Annotated in this window: 26 protein-coding genes; 13 read left to right on the forward strand and 13 right to left on the reverse strand. The window is 64.9% G+C overall.

What is annotated here, in order from left to right:
• Nucleotides 1-49 precede the first annotated feature (49 nt).
• Nucleotides 50-856 carry an acyl-CoA thioesterase II gene (locus tag A5773_RS07695; protein ID WP_067790421.1) on the reverse strand — a complete coding sequence of 269 codons (807 nt, stop codon included), beginning with the start codon at nt 854-856 and terminating at the stop codon, nt 50-52.
• An 83-nt stretch (nt 857-939) separates the two neighbouring features.
• Here A5773_RS07695 and A5773_RS07700 point away from each other — a divergent pair, with 83 nt between their 5' ends.
• The 4 genes from A5773_RS07700 (at nt 940) to A5773_RS07715 (ending at nt 4,357) form a co-directional block, all read left to right on the forward strand.
• Complete coding sequence (locus tag A5773_RS07700; protein WP_066948732.1) at nt 940-1,317, forward strand: DUF1801 domain-containing protein; 378 nt, start codon at nt 940-942, stop codon at nt 1,315-1,317.
• Between the two features lie 80 nt (nt 1,318-1,397).
• Nucleotides 1,398-2,627, forward strand: coding sequence for an acyl-CoA dehydrogenase family protein (locus tag A5773_RS07705; protein WP_066949124.1), 1,230 nt, complete (start codon nt 1,398-1,400; stop codon nt 2,625-2,627).
• Nucleotides 2,628-2,639: 12 nt separating this feature from the next.
• The gene (locus tag A5773_RS07710; RefSeq protein ID WP_067260753.1) at nt 2,640-3,506 is read left to right on the forward strand and encodes a hypothetical protein; all 867 of its coding nucleotides are present in this window, start codon (nt 2,640-2,642) and stop codon (nt 3,504-3,506) included.
• Between the two features lie 68 nt (nt 3,507-3,574).
• Complete coding sequence (locus A5773_RS07715; RefSeq protein WP_066948725.1) at nt 3,575-4,357, forward strand: SDR family oxidoreductase; 783 nt, start codon at nt 3,575-3,577, stop codon at nt 4,355-4,357.
• On the opposite strand, the gene A5773_RS07720 is transcribed toward A5773_RS07715, so the two are convergent.
• From A5773_RS07720 to A5773_RS07735, 4 genes are all read right to left on the reverse strand, one after another.
• Nucleotides 4,350-7,265 carry an RND family transporter gene (locus A5773_RS07720; RefSeq protein ID WP_066948721.1) on the reverse strand — a complete coding sequence of 972 codons (2,916 nt, stop codon included), beginning with the start codon at nt 7,263-7,265 and terminating at the stop codon, nt 4,350-4,352. The genes A5773_RS07715 and A5773_RS07720 overlap by 8 nt on opposite strands.
• Nucleotides 7,262-7,708 (reverse strand): MmpS family transport accessory protein, encoded by a 447-nt coding sequence (locus tag A5773_RS07725; RefSeq protein WP_197505326.1) that lies wholly within the window; start codon nt 7,706-7,708, stop codon nt 7,262-7,264. Before A5773_RS07725 ends, A5773_RS07720 begins: the two co-directional genes overlap by 4 nt.
• A 276-nt stretch (nt 7,709-7,984) precedes the next feature.
• Nucleotides 7,985-8,593, reverse strand: a complete 609-nt coding sequence (locus A5773_RS07730; RefSeq protein WP_066948717.1) for a TetR/AcrR family transcriptional regulator — start codon at nt 8,591-8,593, stop codon at nt 7,985-7,987.
• Between the two features lie 204 nt (nt 8,594-8,797).
• On the reverse strand, nt 8,798-9,727 hold the full coding sequence (locus tag A5773_RS07735) for an alpha/beta hydrolase (RefSeq protein WP_066948713.1): 930 nt from the start codon (nt 9,725-9,727) through the stop codon (nt 8,798-8,800).
• A 140-nt stretch (nt 9,728-9,867) separates the two neighbouring features.
• Between A5773_RS07735 and A5773_RS07740 the strand changes: the two genes are divergently transcribed.
• On the forward strand, nt 9,868-11,235 hold the full coding sequence (locus A5773_RS07740; RefSeq protein ID WP_369817337.1) for an aldehyde dehydrogenase: 1,368 nt from the start codon (nt 9,868-9,870) through the stop codon (nt 11,233-11,235).
• A gap of 24 nt (nt 11,236-11,259) precedes the next feature.
• On the opposite strand, the gene A5773_RS07745 is transcribed toward A5773_RS07740, so the two are convergent.
• The 3 genes from A5773_RS07745 to A5773_RS07755 form a co-directional block, all read right to left on the reverse strand.
• Nucleotides 11,260-12,858 (reverse strand): PPE family protein, encoded by a 1,599-nt coding sequence (locus A5773_RS07745; RefSeq protein WP_067790424.1) that lies wholly within the window; start codon nt 12,856-12,858, stop codon nt 11,260-11,262.
• 925 nt (nt 12,859-13,783) lie between these two features.
• On the reverse strand, nt 13,784-14,509 hold the full coding sequence (locus A5773_RS07750) for a YafY family protein (protein WP_066948706.1): 726 nt from the start codon (nt 14,507-14,509) through the stop codon (nt 13,784-13,786).
• Between the two features lie 21 nt (nt 14,510-14,530).
• Nucleotides 14,531-14,932: a nuclear transport factor 2 family protein gene (locus A5773_RS07755; protein ID WP_066948702.1), complete on the reverse strand. Its 402-nt coding sequence runs from the start codon at nt 14,930-14,932 to the stop codon at nt 14,531-14,533.
• A gap of 438 nt (nt 14,933-15,370) precedes the next feature.
• Here A5773_RS07755 and A5773_RS07760 point away from each other — a divergent pair, with 438 nt between their 5' ends.
• A complete protein-coding gene (locus tag A5773_RS07760; RefSeq protein ID WP_067260760.1) occupies nt 15,371-17,056 on the forward strand; it encodes a GMC family oxidoreductase in 1,686 nt (561 codons plus the stop codon).
• Between the two features lie 279 nt (nt 17,057-17,335).
• Nucleotides 17,336-18,163, forward strand: coding sequence for a DUF1906 domain-containing protein (locus tag A5773_RS07765; protein WP_067790427.1), 828 nt, complete (start codon nt 17,336-17,338; stop codon nt 18,161-18,163).
• Between the two features lie 26 nt (nt 18,164-18,189).
• On the opposite strand, the gene A5773_RS07770 is transcribed toward A5773_RS07765, so the two are convergent.
• Nucleotides 18,190-18,801, reverse strand: a complete 612-nt coding sequence (locus A5773_RS07770; protein ID WP_067260766.1) for an LGFP repeat-containing protein — start codon at nt 18,799-18,801, stop codon at nt 18,190-18,192.
• Between the two features lie 307 nt (nt 18,802-19,108).
• On the opposite strand from A5773_RS07770, the gene A5773_RS07775 reads away from it, so the two are divergent.
• Complete coding sequence (locus A5773_RS07775; protein WP_066948686.1) at nt 19,109-19,564, forward strand: DUF1942 domain-containing protein; 456 nt, start codon at nt 19,109-19,111, stop codon at nt 19,562-19,564.
• 56 nt (nt 19,565-19,620) lie between these two features.
• Here A5773_RS07775 and A5773_RS07780 read toward each other — a convergent pair whose 3' ends face one another.
• Both A5773_RS07780 and A5773_RS26485 read right to left on the reverse strand, forming a co-directional pair.
• Nucleotides 19,621-20,556, reverse strand: coding sequence for an SAM-dependent methyltransferase (locus A5773_RS07780; RefSeq protein WP_066948683.1), 936 nt, complete (start codon nt 20,554-20,556; stop codon nt 19,621-19,623).
• A gap of 265 nt (nt 20,557-20,821) precedes the next feature.
• Nucleotides 20,822-21,349 (reverse strand): lipoprotein LpqH, encoded by a 528-nt coding sequence (locus A5773_RS26485; RefSeq protein WP_156659264.1) that lies wholly within the window; start codon nt 21,347-21,349, stop codon nt 20,822-20,824.
• A 227-nt stretch (nt 21,350-21,576) separates the two neighbouring features.
• Between A5773_RS26485 and A5773_RS07790 the strand changes: the two genes are divergently transcribed.
• From A5773_RS07790 to A5773_RS07800, 3 genes are all read left to right on the forward strand, one after another.
• Entirely contained in the window at nt 21,577-22,005 is a 429-nt protein-coding gene (locus tag A5773_RS07790) for a MarR family winged helix-turn-helix transcriptional regulator (RefSeq protein WP_082948151.1), read from the forward strand.
• Between the two features lie 41 nt (nt 22,006-22,046).
• Nucleotides 22,047-22,409 carry a nuclear transport factor 2 family protein gene (locus tag A5773_RS07795; protein ID WP_231989084.1) on the forward strand — a complete coding sequence of 121 codons (363 nt, stop codon included), beginning with the start codon at nt 22,047-22,049 and terminating at the stop codon, nt 22,407-22,409.
• A gap of 65 nt (nt 22,410-22,474) precedes the next feature.
• Entirely contained in the window at nt 22,475-23,215 is a 741-nt protein-coding gene (locus tag A5773_RS07800) for an SDR family NAD(P)-dependent oxidoreductase (protein ID WP_066948672.1), read from the forward strand.
• Between the two features lie 353 nt (nt 23,216-23,568).
• On the opposite strand, the gene A5773_RS07805 is transcribed toward A5773_RS07800, so the two are convergent.
• A complete protein-coding gene (locus A5773_RS07805; RefSeq protein WP_231989085.1) occupies nt 23,569-23,907 on the reverse strand; it encodes a hypothetical protein in 339 nt (112 codons plus the stop codon).
• A 397-nt stretch (nt 23,908-24,304) separates the two neighbouring features.
• Here A5773_RS07805 and A5773_RS07810 point away from each other — a divergent pair, with 397 nt between their 5' ends.
• Complete coding sequence (locus A5773_RS07810) at nt 24,305-24,649, forward strand: hypothetical protein (protein WP_066948665.1); 345 nt, start codon at nt 24,305-24,307, stop codon at nt 24,647-24,649.
• 101 nt (nt 24,650-24,750) lie between these two features.
• A complete protein-coding gene (locus A5773_RS07815) occupies nt 24,751-25,248 on the forward strand; it encodes a hypothetical protein (RefSeq protein ID WP_231989086.1) in 498 nt (165 codons plus the stop codon).
• Between the two features lie 156 nt (nt 25,249-25,404).
• On the opposite strand, the gene A5773_RS07820 is transcribed toward A5773_RS07815, so the two are convergent.
• A complete protein-coding gene (locus A5773_RS07820; RefSeq protein ID WP_066948657.1) occupies nt 25,405-26,298 on the reverse strand; it encodes a helix-turn-helix transcriptional regulator in 894 nt (297 codons plus the stop codon).
• Between the last annotated feature and the right edge of the window lie 75 nt (nt 26,299-26,373).

Here is a 26,373-nt window from a genome sequence, read left to right on the forward strand (position 1 = left end):
TGTCCCTCAGCGTCCCGGCGTGACGTTTCACTGGCGAAGTGTAAACCTCTCAGCCTTTGAAGTAGACGACCTGATGGGTGGTGACCAGCAGGGCGCCATCTCGCGTCCACACCTGTGCGCTCTGGTCGAAGTAGCCGCGGGTGAAGCGATTGGCGTGCGCGGTGCACAGGACGAAGTCGCTGCCCACCCGGTCGAGTTCGTCCTGATCGGCGTGGAAGTACGCCGTCAACGAGATGGTTCCCGAGGGGACGAAGCCGCCGCGTCGCAGGAACACCCGCGGGTAGAAGGTGTCCGACAGCGCGGCCAGCACGGTGTAGTCGACCGGGCGTCGCGCGGCGTCGCGCACCCACAAGGTGGTCGTCGACGAGGGGCTCGGCTGCCCGTCTTTGCCCGGCATGGGGCCTTCGGCGAAGCGCATGTCGTAGAGGCTGGTCCAGCGAACGAGGCCCGGATCGGTAGCGGGCAGCTGCTCGGGGGTCGGCGCGTTTGGTGGGCGGCTTTCGGTATCGGCCCAACCGTCGCGGCGGACGGCGAACAGCGCCGTGGCCGTGGTCTTGACGTCTCCGTCCTGACTGAGTTCGACGATCCAGTGCTGGTTGGTGCGGTTGGTGCGTGCCGCCCGCAGCGAGATGTCGAAGTCGCCGTCGGCGATGGGCGCGGCGTAGTTGACCGTCAACGCCAGCGGCTCGCCGATCCGGTCGGGGTGCGATTCGACGGCGCGCAGCATGACCGCGGCCGTGATTCCACCGAAGGGTCCCACCATGTTGGCCCATTCCGGATGGGTCCGGCCGCGCCTGGTGTGGGCGTCGACGGTCTCCAGCCGGATGGCGTCGTCGAAGGGATGTGTATCGGTCATGCTGAGTACTGCAGACTACGGGTCTTCGACCCCGGCGTCGGACACGGGGCGGTCGAGAGACAACATCGGAAAGGTGAGCCAGGATGGGCAACTCCCAGGACAAATCTCCCGCTGAGCTGATCGACGCCAGGATCAAGGAGTTAGGGGATTGGCGCGGCGAGATGCTGGCCCGCATCAGGGAACTCATCAAGGACGCCGACCCGAATGTGGTCGAGGACTGGAAGTGGCGCGGTGTTCCGGTCTGGTATCACGACGGAATGATCTGTACGGGCGAGACCTACAAGAACGTCGTGAAGATGACCTTCGCCAAGGGCGCCTCGCTGAAGGATCCGTCGGGTCTGTTCAACTCCAGTCTCGATGGCAACACCAGGCGCGCGATCGACTTCCACGAGGGCGACAAGGTCGACGAAGAGGCATTGAAGGCGCTGATCCGCTCCGCGGTGGAGCTGAACCGGGCGTAGGGCGCCAACCTGTACAGCCGCGGGAGCGGTGCTGTACAGTCGCCCAGCACAAAGTCGACGCTCGAATGGGAGGCCATCCGGTGACGCCCGAGTCGGTCGAAGACTTCCGGAGCCGGGCCAGGGTGTGGCTGGCCGACACCCTCCCGCGGCTGGATTCCGGCGACGCGATGGTCCTGCAGCGCGACGAGCTGTCCTCTTGGCAGCGCGCCCGCGAACTGCAGAAGAAGCTGTACGACGGCGGATTCGCCGGCATCTGCTTCCCGCGCGAGTACGGCGGCCTCGGCCTGGGCTACGAGTACAAGAAGGCGTTCGACGCGGAGGCCCTGGCCTACGAGACGCCGCTCATGCTCAACGTTCCGTCCTTCGCCATCTGCTGCGCGACGATCCTCGACATGGGCAGCGAGGAGCAGAAGCGCACACACATCGCGGCCGCGCTGCGCGGCGACGAAGTGCTGGTGCAGCTGCTGTCGGAACCCAGCGGGGGATCGGACCTTGCGGGCGTCCTCACCCGCGCCGAACGCCGGGGCGGGCGGTGGATCCTCAACGGCGCCAAGACGTGGAGCACGTGGGCGTTCGCCGCCGACTACGGTTTGTGCCTGGCCCGGACCGACTGGAGCGTGCCGAAGCACGAAGGACTGACGATGTTCCTGGTACCGCTCCGGCATCCCGGTGTCACTATCAACCGCATCAAGCAGGTGAACGGCTCGGTCGAATTCTGCGAGGAGTTCTTCGACGACGTCGACCTCGGTGACGACGCCGTGGTGGGGGAGCCGGGGAAGGGATGGGACGTCGCGTCGCGCCAGCTCTACCACGAGCGTCGAACCATGGGTGACGGGTCGGAGTACACCAGCGGACCGGGAATCGCTGAGGCTCAAGACATTTCGGTTGACCTGCTGTCCCTGGTCGAAAAGACGAACCGGGCCGGCGGCGAACGAGTCCGCGAGCTGGTGGGTAGGGCCCTGGTCCATCGGGCCGTGCACGGACAACTCAGCGAGCACGTCTTCCACGCGGTGGCCAAGGGATCCCTGCCGCCCGCCGCGGGATCGATCATCCGGTTGTCCATGGCCGAGGTGCACGACGTCGAAAACGACACCGCGTTGGCCGTCGCCGGGCCGGCGGCCGTGGTCGACGACGAGGCGGGGTTGCTCGACATCGGCACCCGCTACCTGGGCCGTCAGATCGCCAGCATCGGCGGCGGGACCACGGAGATGGCGCGCAACGTGATCGGCGAGCGGGTGCTGAGCTTCCCCCGCGAGTACGCCGCCGACCGCGGCGTGCCGTTCAACCAGGTGCGACACGGAAAAGCCTGAGGGAGCGGGGAATTGAGCGACCGACTTCGCGACATCCGAGAGCTAGCGGGAGACTCCGAGGCCTACCGGGACGAACTGTACCGGCGCTGGACCGGTCTGCTCAGTTACCGCTACATCGGCCGCAAACACTCCTCGATGGACCTCGGGGAGATCGACGACACCGTCACCATCCGCCGCGACATGCGCAACGAGGCCGGGGGCATCATGGTGGCGCCATTGGCCATTTCCTCCCCGGAGGGCTGCCAGACCGACATGGTCGCGGTGCCCAATCCGGTCATCGCGTCGGTGCAGATCGTCGACCCGGGCTATGACGTCAGCCGGGTCGAGATCGTCGACTCCGGCGTCGTGCACCAGGGCCGCACCATGGGCTACGGGCGGTGCAAGATCGTCGACGCCGACAACCCGGATCGGGTGATCGCCTTCAACGAGGGGCAGGGGGCGATCATCGGCATCCCGCCGGAAGGTCTGGACCGGATGGATGTTTCGGGCACGGAGCTGGTGGTCGAGGACTCGCCGGACCTGCCGCCGCTGTGGCAGGCCTTCGGCGCCAGCAGGCGTGGCGACGGCCACTGGGTGCTGCCCGAGCTCAGTACCGAACTCGCTTCTCCGGACGCCGCGCTGCACATCGGACCGCAACACGTCGTGCTCGAAACAGCGGCGATCGATCTGGCCGCCGACGTCGCCGGGACCCGGAAGCTCCAAGTGGTCAGCTGGCACGTCATGTTCATGTCGCGCGGCAAGGTGGGTCCGTTCCGCGTCGAGGGCACCGCGCACCCGGGTGGGCCGGGACGCGTCGGCGTGCGCATGCTGCTGCACGACGAGGGCAACGCGGACAAGGCCGTCACCTCCGCCGCTGCGATCTTCGACATCGTCGGCTGACTCAACCCTGGTCATACATCTGCCCACATCTGTATGGTGCTAAAGACTCACACGACAGGAGAATTGCGGTGGCAGAACGGTTGGCCGGGAAGGTCGCGCTTATCAGCGGGGGCGCGCGGGGGATGGGCGCCTCGCACGTGCGGACGCTGGTGGCCGAGGGGGCCAAGGTGGTGTTCGGGGACATCCTCGATGACGAGGGCAAGGCCGTCGCTGCCGAGGTCGGAGACGCCGCCCGCTACCTGCACCTGGACGTGACGAAGCCCGAGGATTGGGACGCCGCGGTGGCCACCGTCCTCAGTGAATTCGGCGGCATCGACATCCTCGTGAACAACGCCGGCATCATCAACATCGGCACCTTCGAGGACTACGCGCTCTCGGAATGGCAGCGGATCCTCGACATCAACCTGACGGGCGTGTTCCTGGGTATCCGCGCCGTGGTGAAGCCGATGAAGGAAGCCGGGAGGGGATCGATCATCAACATCTCCTCCATCGAGGGAATCGCCGGCACCATCGCCTGCCACGGGTACACCGCCACCAAATTCGCCGTCCGGGGCCTGACCAAGTCGGCGGCACTAGAGCTCGGGCCCAGCGGGATCCGGGTGAACTCGATCCACCCTGGGCTCATCAAAACCCCGATGACAGAGTGGGTTCCCGAGGACATCTTCCAGACCGCGCTGGGACGCATCGCCGAGCCCAAGGAAGTCTCCAACCTCGTCGTCTACCTGGCCAGCGACGAGTCGAGCTATTCGACCGGCTCGGAGTTCGTCGTCGACGGCGGCACCACCGCCGGCCTGGGCCACAAGGACTTCTCCGCGGTCGACACCGCCGGGCAGCCGGACTGGGTTACCTAGCCGGAGCGAGTGATTCGGTCTCCTCGGGCGCCTTCTCGTCACTCGGCTTGGGCCAGGGCGACGGAACCGGGCGTTGCCGCACACGTTGGGGCCACCAGAACCACTTGCCCAGCAGCGCGGCGATCGATGGCGTCATCAACGACCGGACGATCAGGGTGTCGAACAGCAGACCCAATCCGATGGTGGTACCGACCTGGCCGATGACCGTCAGCTCGCTGACCGCCATTGTCATCATCGTGAAGGCGAACACCAGGCCCGCCGACGTGACGACCGAGCCGGTGCCCCCCATCGACCGGATGATCCCGGTGTTCAGGCCGGCGTGGATCTCCTCCTTGAACCGCGCTACCAGAAGCAGGTTGTAGTCGGCGCCCACGGCGAGCAGGATGATGACCGACATCGCGAGCACCATCCAGTGCAGCTCGATGCCGATGAGATGCTGCCAGATCAACACCGACAGGCCGAACGACGCGCCCAGCGAGAGCAAGACGGTTCCCACGATGACCGCTGATGCCACCACGCCCCGCGTGATGAGCAGCATGATGATGAAAATCAAGCACAGCGAAGAGATCCCGGCGATCAACAGGTCATAGGTGTTGCCGTCGCTGAGGTCTTTGTAGATCGACGCGGTGCCCGCCAGATAGATTTTGGAACCCTCCAGCGGCGTGCCCTTGAGCGATTCGTAGGCGGCCTTCTTGATGGCGCCGATGTGCGAAATGCCTTCGGCCGACATCGGATCGCCGTCATGGCTGATGATGAAACGCACGGCATGGCCGTCGGGGGAGATGAAGTTCTTCATCCCCTTCTTGAACTCGGCGTTGTTGAAGGTCTCCGGCGGCAAGTAGAACGAGTCGTCGTTCTTCGACGCATCGAACGCCTTGCCCATTGCATTGGAGTTCTTCTGCGCCTCGTTCTGCTGATCCTGCAGACCCTTCTGCGTCGCATACATGGTCAGCATCGTCGTTTTCATGGCCTTCATGTTCTCGATCATCGACGGCATCAGCGCCACCATCTGGGGCATCAGTGTGTCGAGATGATCCATGATCGGCAGCAGGCTCTCGATGTCGTCGGTCATGATGTCGATGCCGTCGAGGCCGTCGAAGACGGACCGCAACGACCAGCACACCGGGATGTCGTAGCAGTGCCGTTCCCAGTAGAGGTAGCTGCGGATGGGGCGGAAGAAGTCCTCGAAATCGGCCATGTGCTGGCGTAATTCGTTGATGTCGATGGTCATGTCGTGCATCTTCTTGACCATCTGGTGCATGTCGTTGGCCATCTGCGCAGTGATGCTCGACATCTTTTCCATGCTGTCGATGGTCGTCTGCATCATGTCGGCCTGATGCAGCATGTCGGCCATCTGGTCTTCCTGATACTTCTGGTTCATCTGCTGGGTGACGCCCTGCATGCTGATCTGGAACGGGATCGAGGTGTGCTCGATCGGCGTGCCCTGGGGCCGGGTGATTGCTTGCACGCGACCGATTCCCGGCACCCGGAAGACCGTCTTGGCAATCTTGTCGATGACCAGGAAGTCCGCGGAGTTGCGCAGGTCATGGTCGGCTTCGATCATCAGCACTTCGGGATTCATCCGCGCCTGGGAGAAGTGCCGGTCCGCGGCCGCGTAACCCTCGTTGGCGGGGAGGTCGGCGGGCAGATAGTTGCGGTCGTTGTAATTGGTGCGGTAGCCGGGCAGGGTCAGCAATCCGACGAGGGCGATGCCGATCGTCAAAACCAGGATCGGGGCGGGCCAGCGGACCACGAGCGCGCCGACCTTGCGCCACCCGCGAATCCGTTGGGTGCGCTTGGGTTCGAGCGTCTTGCGGAAACGCGTCGCCACCGAAATCACCGCGGGACCGAGCGTCAACGCGGCCGCCACGACCACCACCATGCCGATGGCCAACGGGATGCCCAGCGTCTGGAAGTAGGGCAGGTTGGTGAAGTGCAGGCAGAAGGTGGCGCCGGCGATGGTCAGGCCTGACCCGAGCACCACATGTGCGGTGCCCTTGTACATGGTGTAATACGCGTCTTCGCGTGATTCACCCACGGCGCGGGCTTCCTGATATCGGCCGATCAAGAAGATCGCATAGTCGGTGGCGGCCGCGATCGCCAACGTGACCAACAGGTTGGTGGCGAACGTCGAAAGCCCAATGATCTTGTAATAGCCCAGGAAAGCGACCATCCCACGGGCGGCCGAGAGTTCGAAGACCACCATCAACAACGTGAGTAGCACGGTGACGACCGAGCGATAGACCAACAGCAGCATCCCGATGATGACCGTGAAGGTGGCCGCGGTGATGAGCTGCAGGCTGCGGTCGCCGGCGGTGTGCTGATCCGCCGATAGAGCGGCGGGCCCGGTGACGTAGGCCTTTACCCCTTTTGGCGGGGTCAAGCTCTTGACGATGTTTTGCACCGACTCGACGGATTCGTTGGCCAGGGCTTCGCCCTGGTTACCGGCCAGATACACCTGGACGTAGGCGGCCTTGCCGTCGTTGCTCTGCGCGCCCGCCCCGGTCAGTGGATCGCTCCACATATCCTGAACGTGCTCAACGTGTTTGGTGTCGGCGTCGAGCTTCTTGACCATCTGGTCGTAGTAGGCGTGGGCGTCGGCGCCGAGGGGATTTTGGCCCTCGAGCACGATCATGACCGAGCTGTTGGACTTGTACTCGTTGAAGATCGCGCCCATCCGCTTGGTCGCGACGACCGACTGCGCATCGTCGGGAGTCATCTCCACCGAGCGCATCTTCCCGACCTCGTCCAACTGGGGGACGACGACGTTGAGCACCGCGATGAGCGCGATCCAGCCGAGGATGATGGGCACGGCGAAGGTTCGGATGATCCGCGGAATCTTGTCCCGCACCGGTTCTTGGGCGACGGGGATGGTGTCGGTGCGGGCGTCGTCGACGTGTGCGCTCATGCGGATTTCACCAAGCAGAAGGTCAGGGCGTGCACGCGGTCGGTCAGGTTCTCGGCCTTGACTTCGTCGTCGATGGTGATGCGACAACCGAGGGAATCACCGTCGCTTTGCGCCGAGAGGTTCGGGAAGACGGAGGGGGCGGTCGTGCTGAGCACTAGCGTCCAGGGCAAGGTCGCATTGTCGACCCGCTTCGGGTCAGAGGACAGATCCAAGTAATTCACGTTGGCGGTGCGGGCCGAGCCGAAGACCTCGTACTTGACGACCTTTGGCTTGAACGGCTTGGAGTCATCCAGCCGCGGGCTCGTCATGACGCCCGTGTCGTGGGCTCCGAAGAATGACTTGACCCGGGCCACGGCGAAGCCGCCGACCACCAGGACCGCGACTATCAGCATCGGCAACCACGCGTTGCGCACAACCTTCACCTCAGGTGGTTCCTTCCCCATCAGGCCGCCGTCCTCGGTCAGCGTCAGTGTGACCTGTACACCAACGCATGGGCGGGGAAGCGCCACGACTTACGTTGCACCGCAATGGTTCTCGCTGATCACTATGATGCGTGCGCGCTCGATCGCCCGAAGTTGGGACGGTAGCCCAAGCGCACCGGCGGCCGCCCCCGGTACCGACACCTACTTCATGAAGCGTCTTCGGATACCGCCTAATGAGCATAGTACATAATGTGCATACCTTGCACGCCATGCAATAATTGCGCGCGGTGTTTCAAATCACTTTGTAAAGATGCTGTTGACCAGCGCAGCGGCCCGCTCGACATAGGGCATCGGCGTGTCGTCCGCGGCGCCGGCTTCCCCGCTTGACCAGCGCTCGATTCCCGAACGCACGGCCGTCAACGCCAGCGCGGCGATCAACGCGACTATCTCGTCGTCGGCTCGCATGCCTTGGCGGCGCGCTACAACATCGGTCAGGTGATTCTGGAACCGCTCCAAGTCGGCGAGGAATGCCGCCAGTACCGCCGGGGAAGTTTTGGCGAGTTCCAGCATGCCGGCCGCTTGTTCGCGTTTCGGGGGCACGTCGCGGAGATGGTGCGCCGCCAGCGTGATCAACTCTTCCAACACCACCGAATAGGGGGCGGGCCCGGCCGCGACGAAATCGGCTACCAGCTCCGGAGGTATGTCCGAAGGGCCGTACGCGATCGCGGACTCTTTGTTCGGGAAGTAGTTGAAGAAGGTGCGCGTCGACACCCCCGCATCGGCGCAGATCTCATCGATGGTCACCTTGTCGAATCCGCGTTCCAGTGCGAGGCGCACCGCGGCGTCGCGAATGTCAGCGCTCGTCTGGCGCCGACGACGCTCCCGCAGACCCACCGGGTTGGACATAGCACCTATAGTTGCACGTTCTGCACAATTTGCAGTCAAAAGGCGGCGGATTCGGGTCGCGCGGACCTCCGGCGAGTGGCCGGCGTCGTTCCCGGCTTGGGCTCGCCTAACGGGCCAGCCAATCGTGTGCCCGTCATCAGTCTGCTAAAACACGCTGCCGCACAAGGGGATCGATCGATGCAGGGGAGTTGTCGCCAGCCGCCTCTAGGCGCGGGGCGTGACGAGGGCGTCCCGAAGGTGATCGCATTGACTGGCGAAGAAGTTCACCGACACCGGCGCCTTGTCCGCGATCTGGTCGAATGCGTGAAAGGCTCCAAGGGCGATCTCCTCGTGCACGGGAACACCCGCCTCGCGCAGGCGCCGGGCGTATTGCAGGCACTCCTCATAGAAGAGGTCCAACGTCCCGACCCCGATCCAGGCCGGCGGCAGGCCGGACAAATCGTCCCGACGGGCGGGGGCCGCTTCTTTGGGGTCGGCACCGTTGAGGTACCAGCGCCACGCCAACTGGTTGTCGCTCGCCGTCCACATAATGCGCCGCTGGCCGTCCCGTTCGGTGCCGGTCCGATCGTCCAGCATCGGATACACCAACATCTGAAAAGCCAGTTTGACGTCGGTGCGGTCGTGAGCCCACTGCGCCAGCGCCGCTGCGAAGTGTCCACCGGCGCTGGCCCCGCCGACGGCGATTCGCTCCGGGTCCACCCACGGTTGGCGCGCGAGCCACAGCAGTGCCGCGTAACAGTCTTCAATCGGGGTCGGATAAGGGTGCTCGGGCGCCAAGCGGTGTTCCACGGCCGCGATCGCGACACCCGTGCGGTGGGACAGCTTGCGAAGGTATTTGTCGTCCTGGGCGGCGTGACCCATGATGGTGCCGCCGCCGTGCACCCAAAGCAGTGCCGGGCCGCGGTGGGGAAAGTTGGTCGGACGATGCAGGCGAACGGTGACGTGCTCGTCGACCGTGGCGACCGGTACGTCCCGCAGCCGCCCCGTGCTGCTGAAGAGGTTCATGATCGTCCGCTGGACCTTGAGACCGCGGTGCAGGGCGTATCCGCGAGGCAGAAATCGGGCCACCTTGCGCAGGCCGGGATTCACCACGTGTCGTGAAGCGAAGTCATTGTCGGCGGGTCCGCTTGCCATCGATGCCTCTGCTCTCTCACGCCGCCGACACGCCGAACATACAGGAACGCCGTTGTGTCCACGGGGCATCTTCAGTTCTGTCAGCTGGCGACGCTCGGGGGCTCCCGATTGGTCGGGCCGGGGACAGGGTATTCGCTGGCGTGGCCTCGACCCTTACCAAAATCATCAGTGTTCTGGATCCCCGGACCGGCGACACCGTCACGCAGGTGCCGATCACCGAGCCGGCCGACTGCGACGACGCCGTCGCACGCGCCGCGGCTGCGGCCAACGGGTGGGCGCGCACCCCGCCGGCCGAAAGGGCGGCCGCGATAGCGGCGGCCGCGGGCGACGTCCGCACTGCCGCGGACGAACTCGCCGAATTGAACGAGCGGGAAACCGGCAAGTTGCGCGGCGACGCGCGCAGCGGCGTGGATGCCGGAATCGACACGCTGCTGCAGTACGCCCAATTGGGGCCGCTCCACCGCGGCCACGCTCTGCAGGGCGGATGGTCCGCGACCGACCTGATGGTTCCCCAACCGCGCGGCGTGGTCGCGGTGATCATGCGGTGGAACGATCCCGTCGCCGTCGCTGCCGGGCTGCTGGGCGCGGCCCTCGTGACGGGAAACACCGTGGTACACAAGGCCAGCGAGCGCTGCCCACAGACCGGCCGACGGTTCGCCGAATTGCTGGCCGCCCGCCTGCCCGATGGCGTGCTCGAGATCGTGGACGGCGACGAGACCGTCGGGGAGCGCTTGGCGGCTGCGGAGCTGGTCGACGTCGTCGCGCACGTGGGCAGCAGCGCAACCGGCCGAGAGATCGCGCGCGCGTGTGCCGAACGCGGTGCCAAGGCACTGCTGGAGAATGGCGGAAACGACGCGTTGATCGTCGACGCCGACGTGGACCCGGCCTGGGCGGCCGGCCAGACCGCACTGGGCGCCTTCGCCAACGCCGGACAGAGCTGCGTCTCGGTAGAGCGGGTCTATGTCGTGCAATCGATCGCCGACGCTTTCCTCAATGCACTGATCGACGAGGCGATCTCGTGGGCCGACCGCATCGGACCGCTGGTCGACGAGCGTCATCGTGAACATGTGCACGCGCACGTCGAAGACGCGACCCGGGCCGGGGCCCACGTCCTGGTCGGCGGCGAGCCGCAGCCCGGGACGGGCTCGTTCTATCCACCCACGGTGTTGAGTGACTGCTCTCCCGAGATGCTGATCATGCGCGAGGAAACGTTCGGTCCGGTCGCGCCGGTGCGGGTGGTGCCGGACTTCGCAGCGGCGCTGACCGAAGCCGCCGACGATCGCTACGGCCTGGCGGCCACGGTACTCACCGGGAGCATGGCGCATGCCCAGGAGGCGTGGCGCAGCCTTCCTGTCGGCACGGTGAAGATCAACTCCGTCTTCGGCGGTGCGCCCGGCGGAACCGCCGAGCCCCGCCGTGCCAGCGGCACGGGCTTCGGCTTCGGGCCCGAACTGCTCGACGAGATGACAGCCATGAAGGTGGTGCACTGGTCGGCGCCCGGCGACTGATTGCAAAGCGTCACGAGGTCACGTTCAGGCCGGGTCGGCCTCCCAGCCACCGGGAAGCATCGGGACGGTTGATTCGCCGCCGAAGCCGTCGCCGGCCAGCCTGGTCAATCCCGCGGCGCGCGGCGCTGCGGGATTGACGAAGCCGAGCGGTCCCGCGCCCTGGCCGGAGGCCATCGCTGGCGGATCGCTTGAGGCGCTGAATTCGGCTTCCAGGTCGAGGAATTCGTAGCGGTAACCCCTGTGTGTGCGGCGGGGTGCCCGTCGCCGACGGCCCCTGGCTTGTTGCTCTTGTGCCGCCGGACCCGCCGCGGTCGCCGCGGCCGCGGCCGCAGCTGCGGTCCGCTTGCGAGATTGGCCGGCAACCTTGGACTCCGACCCGGCGCCGAGACCACCCACCAGATACGGGGACACGAAATTCTGTGCGGCCACGGCACTTTCCGGTCCCACCGGCGTTGGCGGCGGGCCGGGCGGCGCGCCCGGCGCGGCCGCAGCGACTGGCGCAGGCGCCGACACCGCCGACGCGTGAAACGGCGTGGCGTTGATGGTCGGTGCGGCGGCGAGCGCGGGTAGCGGCGGCGTTTGGGTGAGCGGAATTGCCGTCGCGGGCAATGGGATCGGAACGGCGCCAGGGGCAGGAGCAGCTCCTGGCAGTCCCGCCAGCCCCGCCAAGCCGCCGGCGGCTCCGGCGGGAACCGCCAACATCGGCGTAACCAGTCCGAGGGTGTAGACCGGATTGCTCAGGAAGAAGCTGAGCAACCCCACCTGGTTGAACAGGAGAAGGTTGATGAATACGAGCGTTCGGTGAATGACGAATTGCAGAGCGAGCATCACGATCGTCTCGAACAGCTGCGCGGGATCGTGGGCATACATCGGGATCAGGGTCTCCACGCGCGAGAGGAACATCGACAGACTCGGGTGCATCGACCAGCCCTGCGGCGAAAAGGGGTTGAAGGGAAAGAGCGCTTGCAGCCACTCCTGGAGATTTTGGGGGAGTGAGGTTCCCATGATGTAGGGATTTCCGCCGCCCATCCCCGAGCTGCCGCTCATTCCAGAACCGGCATCCATGCTCCCCGTGCCCATGTCCGCCGCCATGATTCGCGGCGCCCCCGTATTGGGTGGGGCCCCGGCGACCGCGGAGATCGAGACGGCCTGGTAGGTGCTCATCGTTGTGGCGGCCTGTACCCACATTCGCGAGTAATCCGCCTCGTTCAGCGCTATCGGAATTGCGTTGATTCCAAAGAAGTTCGTCGCCACCAATACCGAGTGCGTGGCGTGGTTCGCCGCCAGCTCGCCCAGCGTCGGCATCGCGGCCAACGCCGTCGTGTATGCCGTCGCGGCGCCCTCTTGCCGCGCGCCCATCCCGGCGCTGAATGCGCTGGACTGAATCAGCCAGCCGAGGTACGGCGCGTGGGCGGCCACATAGTTCGCGGCGCTTGGTCCTTCCCACGCGCCGGCCTCAACCTCGCCAAGGAGTGAACTGAGTTCGCCGGCGACCGCGGCGTACTCGGTGCTCAGTGAGTGCCATGCGCTCGCCGAGACCAGCAGCGGTCCGGGACCCGGCCCGCTGGACAACAACATCGAATGGACCTCCGGCGGGAAAGCCATCCAGATCGGCCCCGTCATCGCAGGTTAGTCTGTTCGGGCGGTCGCAGCCGAGCCACGTCATGGTTAGAAATGAGCGCGGACCCTCTTGGTGGGCGGATCACGGGGTTGATCCTAAGATCGCCCGACTACGCATATAAGGATATATAGCTGTGATATTCCTGTATCTACGGTTCTATCGTAGCGATTTGACCGTGCCCCTAGATTCGCGCTACGGATACGGGTTGCTCCCGAATGGGGAGGCCAAGCAACGCGTAGTGCGGCCGGCGGTCGCGGGGGCGCGCGGCTCGATGGCGACATGATGCATTCGTGTCGCCAATACCGTTGGGGTGGAACACAATTCGTCACAGTGACGAATTGTGGCTTTGCACGCGGAAGTGGCGGAAGTGGGAGTGGGTCCCACCATGCGGCCAAAGCTGGATGGTGCTTTGCTTGGGGCGTCGGTCTGGCCCGGCAATTGGTCGCGTCATCAACCGGGGGCCAGGGCGCGGAAGGTGCACCAGGGTTGTCGTGGGGTGCCTGGCCGCCCGGCGACCGAGGCGCGTAGTTGCCGTTCATTTCTACGGCGTGGCCCCGTCGTGATGATCGGGAGTCGAGCTTGCGTGGCGCGATGGTGACTGATCATCCATATCACCAATACCGCTGGGGCGGTGAGTAATTCGTCACAGTGACGAATTGAGGTCATGCACGCGGACGAACGGATCGGGGGGCGTCGCGGGCCGCTAGCCGCCCGATTCGGGTGCGTGGCCCACCGTGGGAGCTCAATCGTCGTTTGTCCGGGCAAGCCGAGTTCATGATCTTCGCGGGCATTGCCGCACTGGTGGTGACGGGGGCGCGAGCACGGCAGCTTGTCTCGGTGGCCTCGTCCGAGCGTTGTCGAGTGCCCTCCATGCGATGGCCTGGTCGCCGTTGTGCCGATAAGCGACATTATGTCAACTTGGGCGCTTCACGATGGACCCGCGGTTGTCGGCTCGGGGCGTCCTCCGAGTCGCCGAGTGCGCCACCGCGACAGATCCGCATTCAGCACCGCAGGATCGCGTTCGGGAAACATCTCTCCGGTGATTTCCAGGTGCCGGATGCGGTCGAGGTGAAATCCGCGGATGCCTTCGCGCAGCCGACACCATCCCACGAACATCCACGAATCACCTCCGCGCAGCAGACCCATCGCCTCCACGTCACGGGTGGTGTGGGTCTCGCCGTCCTCGGAGGTGTAGTCCAACCGCACGACTCGGCGCGCGGCGATCGCCTCGGGAATCAGCGAGATCGCCGCTTCGGACGGCGGCTGGGCGTCGATGACGAACATCGACGCCAACGCCTCATCGACTGGCGCGAGCTGATCCTCGCGGCTGATCGCGAGGACCTTCGCCCGCGCGCGACGCGCCGCCGCACCGTAAGGCGATGTCTCCAAGAGCCCAAGCCCCGCGAGCACCGCCAGCGACTCCGGCACCGTGAGATTCAGCGGCGGCAAGGAGTGATCCCGCAGGATCGAATACCCGCCCAACACCCCGTGGTCGGCGTAGATCGGGACCCCCGCGAGCTGAAGCGATTGGATGTCCCGCTCGATCGTGCGTTTCGACACCTCGAACTCCTCCGAGAGCCGAGCGGCCGACAACGGTCGGCGCGATCCCCGCAGCAGATCGACCAGCGCGTACAACCGCTCGGCTCTCCTCACGAATGTCAGTCTCCCCCGGTCTCAGGTGAACGAGCGCGTCCCGCCCACCGACCACACCTCGCGGATCAACCCATCCTCGGTGAAGTCGAAGACATCGACCCCGCCCGCAGCAACCTGCCCGTCCTGTACGTTCCACAGCATCCGCCCGTGCGCGCCGTCCACGGCCCGCGCGAACTCGATGAACACCACATCCGGATGCCGCTCGCGATACACCTCCAGGAACCGAACGAAACTCTCCGCGCCCAGCACGTCGTCGCCCGGGTTCGACCCATCCGTCTCGGAGTTCAGGAAATGAATCCGGAAATCCTCACTACAGATCCGACGCGCGATCTCACCGTCGGTGTTCCACATCTCCAACCACACCGCGAGCGCCGCATCCGCTGCAGCCGTGTTCGTCTCCATTAGGTTCTCGTTCTTGTTCATGACACCAGCGTCAGGCACCGCCGCGACAACGGTATGTCGGTGTTTGTGTGCCAAGTCGAGGGGAACGACACACGCTGAGAGCCCGCCGCGCCGGCGGATCGGGACGACGGGTGTGCGACTACGTGATTCCGGTCAGGTCGTAGCGGGGCATCGCGGGCTCCTTACCGGCACAGCTCCCTGCTCATTCGCGCAAGCGAGCGTTTCGCACTAGGAGTAATACGGCGGAATCGAATATGGCGGGTTACCAGTAAGCGACCTGGCCCCACCTCTCGCGGGTGGAGTTTGCCCGTAAAAGATTCCGTTTTGATTTGTGCCACAACAATTGTCAGACACCGAAGTCAACGCGTAGCTCTCAAGGCCAATCATTCCTCGACGAGATGTGGTGGTCATCGCGCACACTAGGACTCGCATCCGACGCTATGGAGGACCGATACCGGAATGAGCCCGATCGCCGAATTCGATTTCATCATCGTGGGAGCAGGCAGCGCAGGCTGCCTGCTCGCCAATCGGCTCAGCGCCAACCCTGATCGCCGTGTCCTCCTGATCGAGGCCGGCGGCACCGACGACTGGTTCTGGATCAAGGTGCCGGTCGGTTATCTGTACACAATCGCCAACCCCCGCACCGACTGGTGCTTCACGACTGAGCCCGACCCCGGCCTGGCCGGCCGCAGCATTCACTACGCGCGCGGCCGAGTGATCGGCGGCTGCTCGTCGATCAACGCCATGATCCACATGCGCGGCCAGGCTAGCGACTACAACCTGTGGGCGCAGGCCACCGGAGACGAGCGATGGCGTTGGGGTGGCCCGGACAGGCCAGGCGAGACGCTGGCGATCTACAAAAAATTGGAGGACTACTTCGGCGGAGCCGACGACTGCCACGGCGCCGGTGGCGAGATCCCTGTCGAGCGGCCACGCGTGCGCTGGAAAATCCTGGACGCCTGGCAGGCCGCAGCTGCCGAGATGGGCATCCTCCCGATCGATGAATTCAACCGGGGCGTCAACGCCGGCTCTGCGTACTTTCACGTCAACCAACGGCGTGGCCGTCGCTGGTCGATGGCCGATGCCTTCCTGCATCCCATCGCCCACCGGCCGAACCTCACCGTCTACACGCAGACCCAGGCCTTGCGGCTCCTGATGGACGACCAGGTCCCGGACGATCAGCGTCGCGGGGCCTGGACGACGGCCCAGCACCGCGTCACCGGCCTGCGGCTTCTCAGAGGCGGCCAAATCATCGACGTCCGAGCCCGCCACGAGGTGATCCTCAGCGCTGGGGCTATTGGCTCGCCGCATCTAATGCAGGTCTCGGGTCTGGGTCCGGCCGGCCTGCTTGCCCAACATCAAGTACCGGTGGCCGTCGATCTGCCAGGAGTAGGCGAAAACCTGCAAGACCACCTGCAGATTCGAACGATCTACCGGATCCGGGGCGCCCCGACCGTCAACACGCTGTACCGGAACTGGATTAGCCGCGCAGGCATGGGACTTCAGTACCTACTACTGCGATCGGGGCCCATGACGATGCCCCCTTCCACACTCGGGGCTTTTGCCAAGAGCGACCCCGCGCTGGAAGCCGCCGATCTGGAGTGGCACGTGCAGCCCTTGTCGTTGCCGAAGTTCGGCGAACCCCTGCACCCCTTCGGAGCGATTACTCCTTCGGTCTGCAATCTCCGACCCAGCTCGCGAGGCCATGTGCGCATGGCCAGTGCAGATCCCCTGACCTACCCGAAGATCTTCTGCAATTACCTGTCGACTGACGCCGATCGCCAAGTCGCCGTGCGGGGCCTCCGGATGACCCGGCAGATCATGGCGGCGCCGGCTCTGGCCCGCTACCGCCCGCAGGAGTTGTTACCCGGCCCGCAACTGGTGAGCGATGAAGAGCTGCAGAGGGCGGCCGGTGAACTCGGCACGACTATCTTCCATCCGGTGGGTACCTGCGCGATGGGAGCCTTTGACGCCCGCGGGCGGCCGCGTTCGGCCGCCACGGTGCTCGACACCGACTGCCGCGTGTACCGCGTCGGCGGACTTCGGGTGGTCGATGCGTCGAATATGCCCACCATCATTTCCGGCAACACCAACGCGCCGGTCATGCTCATCGCAGAGCGCGCAGCGCGGGCGATTGTGGGATAAGTCGGTTAACAGCGGGATATCGATCTGGTGCCCCGGCAGCGGGGAAGCCCAAGCCGCTCCCCCGCTCGCGCGCAACTGCTTGAGGAGAAATGCGGCGGGACCGAATATGGAGGGCTATCAGTAAATCTCGCTGTTTTCGTCAGATGGATCGCGCGATCTTCGTTTTGCACCCGAAGTCATAGCCGAACGGTCACCGTTCGGTATCCGTTTGGGAATGCAACCGCGTTTCGGCTAGCGCAGGTCTATCGGTGACAACAGTCACATCGTTAACATCGCGCGATGCACAGTTTGCCCCCGCCGGCCCGCGATGTGCGACTGCGAACGGTTTCTCGGCGCGACGCGCTGCGCTACGCAACAGCGTTGGCCGGTTTGGGTGCCGCGACAGTCGCCTGCCGCATGCCTACGGCGGCCGCCGCCGCTCCTCCCCAACTGATCGACTTCGCCGCGCGCCAGATTCCTGCGCAGGAGATTCGAGCTGCCGGCTATAGCGGGGTGGTCAACTACGTATCGGAGTCGCGTCCTGGCACATCGTTTGGCGCCAAGCCGATCACTCGGCCCTATGCCGACTCATTGAAAGCCGCAAGCCTGGTGATCGTCAGTAACTACCAATACGGCAAACCAGGTGGGTCGACACCGTCGGACTTCACGCGGGGCTACGCCGGCGGCATCGCGGACGCGCGCACCGCCTGGCAGCTACACACCGCCGCAGGCGGCAGCCAGGGTGCACCAATTTTCTTCACCATCGACGAAGACATCAATCGCGACACCTGGAATCGCACTGCGCTGCAATGGTTTCGCGGAATCAACTCGGTTCTAGGGGTTCAACGCACGGGGATCTACGGAGGCGTCAGGACGTGCCAATGGGCCGCGGCCGATGGCGTTGTCGGGTCCTCGAGCACACCTGGCCGCCGCTGGGTCTGGCAAACTCGAGCCTGGTCCGGCAATCAGGTCCACCCCGCCGCTGTCCTCTACCAGCGCGTCGTGAGCACCGCGTCCAATCCCGGGCCGAAGGTCGGCGGACTCGAAGTCGACGTCAACGATGTCCTGGCCCCCGATTGCGGCCAGTGGAACCTCCATGCGAGCCATCCAGGTGGCGATGTGCGGTAGTGGCAAGGTCGCTGCCCGCGATTCGGCTACAGCCCGGTTGGCACGACCTTGTCGTTGACCGTCACCGCGACAAGGCCGGTCTTCGTGTTGTACTCGATCTTGCCGTGCTCGAACGTCTCCACGAGCAGATCGCCGGCGGCGTTCGCGTCGCTGGTGGCTAAGCCCAGCGGACCTGCCGAACCGTTGGTGCCGGTGACCGCAGGCGCGCCGTCCGGGTCGCGTGGGACATTCCACGCCTCCCGGATCTTGCCCAGCGTGATGTATGCGGGCGTGCCGGCCCCGGCGTTCTTGGCGGTGATCACGCCGCCCTGGAACTGCTGGAACACCACCCCGCTCTCCCGGGTGCCGGCATTGCGGTCACCCGTCAATGGCTTGCCGAGAGCCTGCCTCTGACTCTCGGTCGCCGACGAGTACTTGGCAGCGATCGGGCCGGTCAGGGTCACCTCGACGTCGCGCTCCCCGATGAGCTTCACCTCGGTGGGTGGCGCTGGGGCTTTAGACGTTGCGGTGGCGGCGTTCACCCCGACCCGAGGCGGTGCCGACGCTACGACGCCCTTGCCATGGCTGCAGCCCACAGTGATCAGCGCGACGGCGGCCAGGCCGACGACTGCCGCGTGGCGGTATGCGATCGTTCTCATGGGCTTCCTTCCGCGTCTTCCTGTGGTGTGGGTCAAATGCGGTTGACCTCCTCGCCCGCCCGGGACTGAACCGAACCAAATGAGGGGCGCAGGCGGTCGCGATCTTCGTAGCTCCGGACGAACTTACAACGCGGCCATCGACGGCGAGTCGGAGCACCTCAATAAGGATCACCGGTGCTCGATGAAATCCACCATGGGCTTCTGGGAGCGTGCTAGCAAACATCAGGTTTGAAATTCCGAGCTTTGGATAGACCTCGTGAATCAGTGCCGCTCTTCGAGAGCCGGCACCTCACGAAGGGAGCCCGACGTGGCGTTCTCACACATTGCATCGAAAACGGCGGCGGCAACAGCTGTTTTGGCCGCGGCCGGACTGTTCGCGGCGACACCGGCATTGGCCGATCCCCAAGTGCTGCAATTCGGCCAGATGGCAGAGCTTTCCAGTATGGGCGGCACCATCGACTACACCGTGATCGACCTGCTGCCCAGCGGCCACAACGACGGCATCTGGTACTCCGATGTCACCGCCAAGGGTGTGAGTGGTAACGCCACTCCGAACATTGCCGACTTCAACGCTCGGGCCGTCAACAGCTCTACGTACGCGGTGATGAAGGGCAACCAGACCGATGGCCTTCCTGAGGGGCCGCTCCCCCTCGGCAGCCCTGTTACGGGGCGTATCTACTTCGACGTTCGCAACGGTACAAACCCCGACAGCGTCGTCTACCGGGACGCCGGAGGCACGGACAAGGTCGTCTGGAAGAGCTAGCAACAGTTGCCGCGACCTTTCCGAGCGTGCAAGCGTGACGGAACCCCCGGTGACGGCTAACGGTCTGTGTTCAGCGTTGACGTGTAGTAGGTGACGCCGTTCATCGTCTGTCGATCATCGTCGGCCTGCGCGATGGCCCCGAACCCGTGGCGAGCGAGCAACTCGGCCATCGGCGTTGCGACCGACGTCCAGCCGCGCGCATCCAGGTACGGCCCGACGGCGTGGCGCTCGCCTTCGAACTCGATCACGTCGAAGTCGAGTTCGAAGCCGTGGTCGCGCCACTTGGCCGTCGCCTCGCGCATGCGTTCGCGCGCTGCGTTGGGTTCCATATCGGCGGTATTCGGCACAGCCTCACTCCCGAGTCGGCTGCCTGGAGCACTCAGCGCAGTGACCGTATCGAGCAGCAGATCCTGGGCCTTGGGCGTCAGATAACCGAATAGGCCTTCGGCGATCCACACCGTGGGCTTCCGGGTGTCCAAACCCGCCGTCGTCAGTGCCGTCGACCAGTCGTCGCGCAGGTCAATGGCGACCGTGCGTAAGTCAACTTTTGGTTCGGCACCGAGCTTGGCCAGCGTAGTGGTTTTGAACTCGATGACGGCCGGTTGATCGATCTCGAACACCGTGATCCCCGGGGGCCAGTCCAGTCGGTAGGCGCGCGCGTCGAGGCCCGAGGCGAGTATTACGGCTTGGCGGATGCCCGCTCCTGCGGCATTGGCACACAACTCGTCGAAGTACCGCGTGCGGGCCGCAATCGATGCGGGCATCTGCGCCAGGCCCCACGAGCTGCCCTCGGCGTCGAGGTCCGAGGCGACGAGCTCGCCGGTAGCCCAGCGGGTCAGAAAGCTCACACCGACGGCGCGCACCAGCGGCTCGGCGAAAGGATCGTCGATGATCCCATCCCTGGTGGCGACGGCTCTCGCCGCCGCCGCCATCGTGGCCGTGGTTCCCACTCTGGTGGCCGGACCCCAGGCGTCGTCGTTGGGTAGTGTCATGGTGAACCTCCGAAAGTCGCCTGGACACAGTACAACCCGTGTCCGGGCGCTCCCCCACCGCCAAGCCGAATGAGACCGGACAACTGACGCGCTTCTCGATCACTCCCTGAATCCGACATTGTGCCCGCGACATCATGGTGGTGCCACATGGTTAGCGGTTCGCCAGATCTGCTGGACGGCGGCCGGCCTTGGCGCACAGTCGATCCCGGTGCGGTCATCGGCCCGTCACAGCCGGATGGGGCCGGTAATGCGCATGGCGGAATGTTCAATGCGGGCAGGTTGCCCTAAACGTGAAATCACTGATCTTGGTGTAGTCGTGAAGCTGTTTGATCTTGCCAGTGACCGCGTAATGGTCACGGTCCTGCGTCAGCGCCGGGGCCGGCACTCCTCCGGTCGACGTCGGTTCCCAGAAGTAGGCGATACCATCGGCGCTGAAGTCCAGGGTTTCGAGTTTGCCGCCCGCTGCGTCGACGATGACACTGTCGCCGGACTGCGTTTTGGCCGTGACCAGCACCGCGCCGCCCATGCGGCGGCATTGGACCTCGTGCAGCGGGAAAACTCTGTCGGCCAACGTCAATGAGTCGCTTTTTGCCGCCGCGGCATCGGTGGATGTGGTTGTTGAGTTGACCGTTTCGTCAGCATGAAATGACGGCCGGTGGCTGCAGGCCGTAGTCGGTGCGCTAACGATCAGGAGTATGGCCGCAATCGCAGCTCCGCTGGCGGACGTTGAACTGGGCAATACTTGAGAGCTGCCTTTGCAAAAGTTATTCGCAATTGAACTGCGCACCGACATTCCGGAACAACCGGCAGCATAACGGATACACCGGCCGTCAAGGCCTCGGACTCCGCAGTTATTGCGGACCAATGGTGGGCGGATGCACCTGGGACAGCTTCGCCGATCACCCGCGCTGAGCCCGTTGCGCCGTCATACTGATCAACGTGACTCCAAGAAAAGTGCGTGGCATATCACCAAAGCGGCAGTGGCTAACCCCGAGGCAACAGCGCGCCTGGGTGGCCTACATGCGCGTGCAGCTACGGATGAACTACGAGATGAACCGCCAGCTGCAGGCCGAATCCGGGTTGTCGCTGGCCGACTACGACGTTCTCGTCGCACTCAGCGGTGACCGCGAGGAGGCCATGCGCGTCAGCGATCTCGCAGCGCGGATCGGATGGGAACGCAGCAGGTTGTCACATCAATTGCGGCGCATGGAGGAACGCGGCCTCACCGAACGGCGGCCCAGCGCCGAGGACGGCCGCACCAGCCATGTCGTACTTACCCAGAATGGGTGGCACGCCCTCGTCGATGCCGCTCCCGGTCATGTCAACCTGGTACGCAGCCTGTTCTTTGATCCCCTGCCTGAGAACCTGCTGGCACCGCTGACCGCCGCGTTGGAGCACATTCACGTCAACCTCGATCACAATAGCTCGCTGCCACCGGCAACAAGGTAGTGCTATTTTAGGTGATACATCACTAAACTCTGGAGTGTCACGTGAGCGATGTCATCACCCGGCTGATGGAAGCCAACCTCCTGGCCGTGTTCAATGAGCGCGACCCGCGGCGGCGCACAGAGGCGATCGCGACAACCTACGCGGACAACGTGCAATGGATCGACGATGAAGGTGTAGTAACCGGCCGCGACGACCTCAATGCCAAAGCGGCCGGGCTGCAGGAAAAGCTGCGGGGCCTGCATTTCGTCAAGGCCGGTACGGTCCGCCAGACCCGTGGACTCGGTTTTTTGGCGTGGGAGCTACACACCGCTGACGGTAACACCGTGGCATCGGGCTTCGACGTGGCCGAAATATCCGGCGAACGGATCAATCGACTGTGGACGGTATTGAACTCGCCGGAATAGGTGATGTATCCCGTAGGTTGTAGTCGGGTAGCGGATCAACAACACGACAAGAACGGGGCCCGACCATGGGACAGCTCGACGGCAAGACAGCACTGGTCACTGGCGGATCCTCGGGCATCGGTCTGGCTACGGCCAAGCGCCTCGCTGACGAAGGCGCTTATGTTTTCATCACCGGTCGCGACCGCGCCCGCCTCGACGGGGCAGCCGCCTCGATCGGCGCCCATGCGGTGCAGAGCGATGTCAGTAAGCCAGACGAACTCGACAGCCTGGCCGCCGAAATCTCAGCCCACGGCAAGGGCCTTGACGTTGTCTTCGCCAATGCCGGTGGCGGCGATTTCGCCGCCTTGGCCGATGTGACCCCCGAGCACTACCGGAACAACTTCGACCGCAACGTCGCCGGCACGGTGTTCACCGTGCAGAAGACACTGCCTTTGCTCAACGAGGGCGCATCGATCGTCCTCGCCGGATCTACCGCGGCCTCCAAGGGCGAACCCGCGTTCGGTCTCTATGCGGCATCCAAAGCGGCCATCCGGTCCCTCGGCCGCACGTGGGCGGCGGAACTGGCCGACCGCAAGATCCGGGTCAACACCGTCGTGCCCGGCCCTGTCGAAACACCCGGACTCACCGGCCTGGCGCCGGCTGACCAGCAGCAGAACCTGCTCGATGGCATGGCCGCTCAGCTGCCAATGAAGCGGCTGGGACGCCCCGAGGAGATCGCAGCGGCGGTGCTGTTCTTGGCCTCGGATCAGAGCAGCTTCCTCACCGGTGCGGAGCTCACTGTGGACGGCGGACAGATCCAGGTCTGATGTAGCCTCCCCGCGACGTGCTCGATGCACCACGCGGGGCGACTCTGGCCCGGGGGTAGCGAATGGGGCTCCATCTACAGATCGTTGCCGCTACCGGCTTGGTTGCCGAGTTCGAAGAGCAGACCACCTCGGTCAACTCTCGCAAGCCCGAGTTGGTGATCTCGGCTCGGCTCCCCCGGTGACGCCGCGGTGAAGCAACATGCATGATCAAAACTTGCGGGTTATCCGTAGTGCTTCCTGGGCGTCCGTACACGTTGTGCTGCAGCACTTTCAAGCTACTCGGTCGTGCCGACAACTTGTGGTCCCTGATCGCATTCTCTCGTGGGGCTCAGGGCCACCTGCCCTATCCGCTGCTAGCCCATTGTCAAGATCGCGCCCGCGGCGACGCCGATCATCACAACAAGGGCGGCCAAAATCACCGCGATCGCCGCGCGCACGATCTCTTCTTCCGTGGGTCGCCAGCGCGGCTTCCATTCGGCGAGAACGATGTCCCCTCGCCAGGGCATCGCGTTGACCCTTGCGACCGCCAAAGCGGCATCGGCGTGCGCGTGGGACGCGTCTTTCTCGACTGGCTCGCGCTCGGCGATTGCGATGGTCATATCAGCCCCCCAGGCTCGCGGACGCCGATCGGCGTTGTTGAGGTCGAAACTTTCGAATTCTCGTGAATTCAATGATACGAGCGCGAAAATCACGATTGCGGTAACGATCCTTAACGGTCACAGCACGGAGTCGCGCTGCGCGGCAACCATGCTCGCCTGACAGCCCCCATCCCGCCGCGGCGGCGGGACGGCAGTTCGTACTCAACTTCGTCGGAGGTGGTGGTCGAAGAACAGTTCGGCCCGCCCGTCGGCCACTTTCGCGCTCACCTGGCGAAGCCAGTCTGACACCCGCCTGACGTCGGGGCGTTACACGGCAAGCGGCCATGCGGTGTCACCCCCCGCAATCGCTCAGCATGCATGGGACTTGCCCAAACCGCGCAGCGGCCACGGCGACCGCTGGACAAGTTTGGGATCGGTAGCGGCGGGCGCGCTATTTGCTTCAGCTCGAGAGCGCCCCACTCCGGGGGCCACCCGACGGAACAGGACAATCATGATGCGACGGATCGCGCGGTTGGCGACAACCGCCCTGGTGGCCGGCGGACTGGGTGCCGCAGGTCTCGGGCTCGCCGCGGGCACCGCCAACGCCGATGGCGGCCCGCACCGCTGGTGCCCGGGGGAACCTTTGCCGCCGACCGGTAACCACGTCACCAATCCCGTCATTTGGGACAACAACATCTGCCACACCTACTATTACGTCTACTTCGGGCAGGGCAATGTCGCCCAGAACATTTGGGACGGCGACAACCCACCGGCACCGCCGCCCCCGCCCCCGCCGGCGCTCATCAACAAGGACAACTGCCAACAGATCCTGGGCATCTTCTGCCCCCACGCGTGACGGGGCGGCGCCGGCTTGGTCCCCGAGACAGTTGAGAGCGCGGGCAGCTGATGCCCGATGACGTGGTTTCGCGCGGCCCCATCAGCAATTAGGTTGGTCTTGTGGCCGCGAACAGTCTCCGCACACGCAGGACCGCCCGGCGGTTGCTGACGGCATGGTGCGTGGTCGTGGCCGCCGCGGGTCTGTTCGTCGCGTTGCGCATCGATGAGCGGGCGCAACCGTGTTGGAGTGTGCGGCAATTCATCGATTTCAACCGCGACATGCAGGCCTCGTTGAAAGCCAAGACGCGGTTCGCGCCACCGGGCTCCTACGAAGAAAACTCCGTGCCCACTGACGCCGACTATCAGGCATGGCTCGATGGCCTTGCGCGGCGAGCCAACCAGGTGACCGCGCCTGGCCTGTCGGCCCACGCGCAACGAGCTGCGGCGCTAGCCCGAGAATTCATGAATGACGCCAACCAGATGAACGACGACCTAGGCAGACAAGACCCGCTGAAAACGGAACTGCCGCCGTCGGCGAAAGCGGTGGCCCGGGTTAACCAGGAGTTCGGCGACGAGATGGCCGCCCTGGCACGCGCCTGCCCCACCCATGCGGCATAGGCGCTTTCGTCCCGATGTATGACCCACTGTTGCGGCTAGAAGTGGCTCGGGTGTGGGGAGCTCCGTGAATGTCGCGACCGTATGCGTACTCGTCGCCATGTTCGATCACCCCGAGGTGGTCGGCGGGAAGTGTGCGACTAGTACGCCAAAGTTCGACTAGTGATTGGGTGCTCCTAGCTCGGTGGCCAGCGTCTGTTGGGTGGCCGCCCACGACGCCAAGAGCGCCAGATTATCAGCGGTCGGCGTGCCCGCGGGCGCGGTGTAGACGTTGAGGTGCAGGCCGGGGTCGGCGGGCAGTTCGAGGGACTCGACGTCCAAGTCGAGCTGGCCCACGATCGGATGGCGCAACCGCTTGCGCCCGGACCGGTGCAGCCGCACGTCCTGAGAAGCCCACCGCTGCCGGAATAGGTCACTGCGCGTTGATAATTCGCCGACGAGGGCGATCAGCTGCTCGTCGTGCGGATTGCGGCCGGCTTGCATGCGTAGCTTCGCGGCCACGTCACCGGCAATTGTGTCGTAGTCGACGAAGAAATCTCTGGCCGCTTCGGGAGCCAGATACACGAACCGCGCCGTGTTCGCGGGTCGGTGCGGGTCGGCCAGCACCGGTGAATACAGCGCGCGCCCGAGCTGGTTCATGGCCACCACGTCATAACGTCCGTTACCGATCGAGGCCGGCGCATCGGAGATCGCGTCGAGCACCTGCTGCAGTGACGAGCGGACCCTCACGGCGGGCCTGCGCCGGCGCGGGCCGCCGGTCGCCGCGAAATGGCGCGCGAGGTGGAACAGGTGGTCGCGCTCGGCCTCGTCGAGTTGCAAGGCCGAGGCCAACGCGTCGAGCACACCATCGGAGGCACTGGCGAGGCCGCCGCGCTCCATGCGCACGTAGTAGTCGACCGATACCCCCGCCAGTAGCGCTACCTCTTCGCGACGTAGACCTTTGACCCGACGATTGCCGCCGTATGCGGGCAGGCCCGCCTGTTCGGGCGTGATGCGGGCGCGACGAGAGCTGAGAAACTCCCGGATATCGGTGCGAAGGTCCGTCGTGGCCATCCCTTCACCGTAGGTCCGTCCCGCAGTCTATGGGAGGCACTGCTGGTACCCCTACGACCGCGTAAGACCCGACTT

It is taken from the genome of Mycobacterium sp. 852014-52450_SCH5900713 (assembly GCF_001667075.1).
Taxonomy (GTDB): Bacteria; Actinomycetota; Actinomycetes; order Mycobacteriales; family Mycobacteriaceae; genus Mycobacterium.

Bases quoted from the DNA above. Each gene is read 5' to 3' on its own strand.
- A5773_RS07700 (WP_066948732.1), top strand. From the start codon at position 940: ATGGGCAACTCCCAGGACAAATCTCCCGCTGAGCTGATCGACGCCAGG.
- A5773_RS07730 (WP_066948717.1), bottom strand. From the start codon at position 8,593: ATGTCCAACCCGGTGGGTCTGCGGGAGCGTCGTCGGCGCCAGACGAGC.
- A5773_RS07820 (WP_066948657.1), bottom strand. From the start codon at position 26,298: ATGGCCACGACGGACCTTCGCACCGATATCCGGGAGTTTCTCAGCTCT.
- A5773_RS07765 (WP_067790427.1), top strand. From the start codon at position 17,336: ATGCACAGTTTGCCCCCGCCGGCCCGCGATGTGCGACTGCGAACGGTT.
- A5773_RS07770 (WP_067260766.1), bottom strand. From the start codon at position 18,801: ATGAGAACGATCGCATACCGCCACGCGGCAGTCGTCGGCCTGGCCGCC.
- A5773_RS07810 (WP_066948665.1), top strand. From the start codon at position 24,305: ATGATGCGACGGATCGCGCGGTTGGCGACAACCGCCCTGGTGGCCGGC.
- A5773_RS07695 (WP_067790421.1), bottom strand. From the start codon at position 856: ATGACCGATACACATCCCTTCGACGACGCCATCCGGCTGGAGACCGTC.
- A5773_RS07780 (WP_066948683.1), bottom strand. From the start codon at position 20,556: ATGACACTACCCAACGACGACGCCTGGGGTCCGGCCACCAGAGTGGGA.
- A5773_RS07800 (WP_066948672.1), top strand. From the start codon at position 22,475: ATGGGACAGCTCGACGGCAAGACAGCACTGGTCACTGGCGGATCCTCG.
- A5773_RS26485 (WP_156659264.1), bottom strand. From the start codon at position 21,349: ATGTCGGTGCGCAGTTCAATTGCGAATAACTTTTGCAAAGGCAGCTCT.
- A5773_RS07755 (WP_066948702.1), bottom strand. From the start codon at position 14,932: ATGAACAAGAACGAGAACCTAATGGAGACGAACACGGCTGCAGCGGAT.
- A5773_RS07790 (WP_082948151.1), top strand. From the start codon at position 21,577: ATGCGCGTGCAGCTACGGATGAACTACGAGATGAACCGCCAGCTGCAG.
- A5773_RS07735 (WP_066948713.1), bottom strand. From the start codon at position 9,727: ATGGCAAGCGGACCCGCCGACAATGACTTCGCTTCACGACACGTGGTG.
- A5773_RS07720 (WP_066948721.1), bottom strand. From the start codon at position 7,265: ATGAGCGCACACGTCGACGACGCCCGCACCGACACCATCCCCGTCGCC.
- A5773_RS07760 (WP_067260760.1), top strand. From the start codon at position 15,371: ATGAGCCCGATCGCCGAATTCGATTTCATCATCGTGGGAGCAGGCAGC.
- A5773_RS07725 (WP_197505326.1), bottom strand. From the start codon at position 7,708: ATGGGGAAGGAACCACCTGAGGTGAAGGTTGTGCGCAACGCGTGGTTG.
- A5773_RS07745 (WP_067790424.1), bottom strand. From the start codon at position 12,858: ATGACGGGGCCGATCTGGATGGCTTTCCCGCCGGAGGTCCATTCGATG.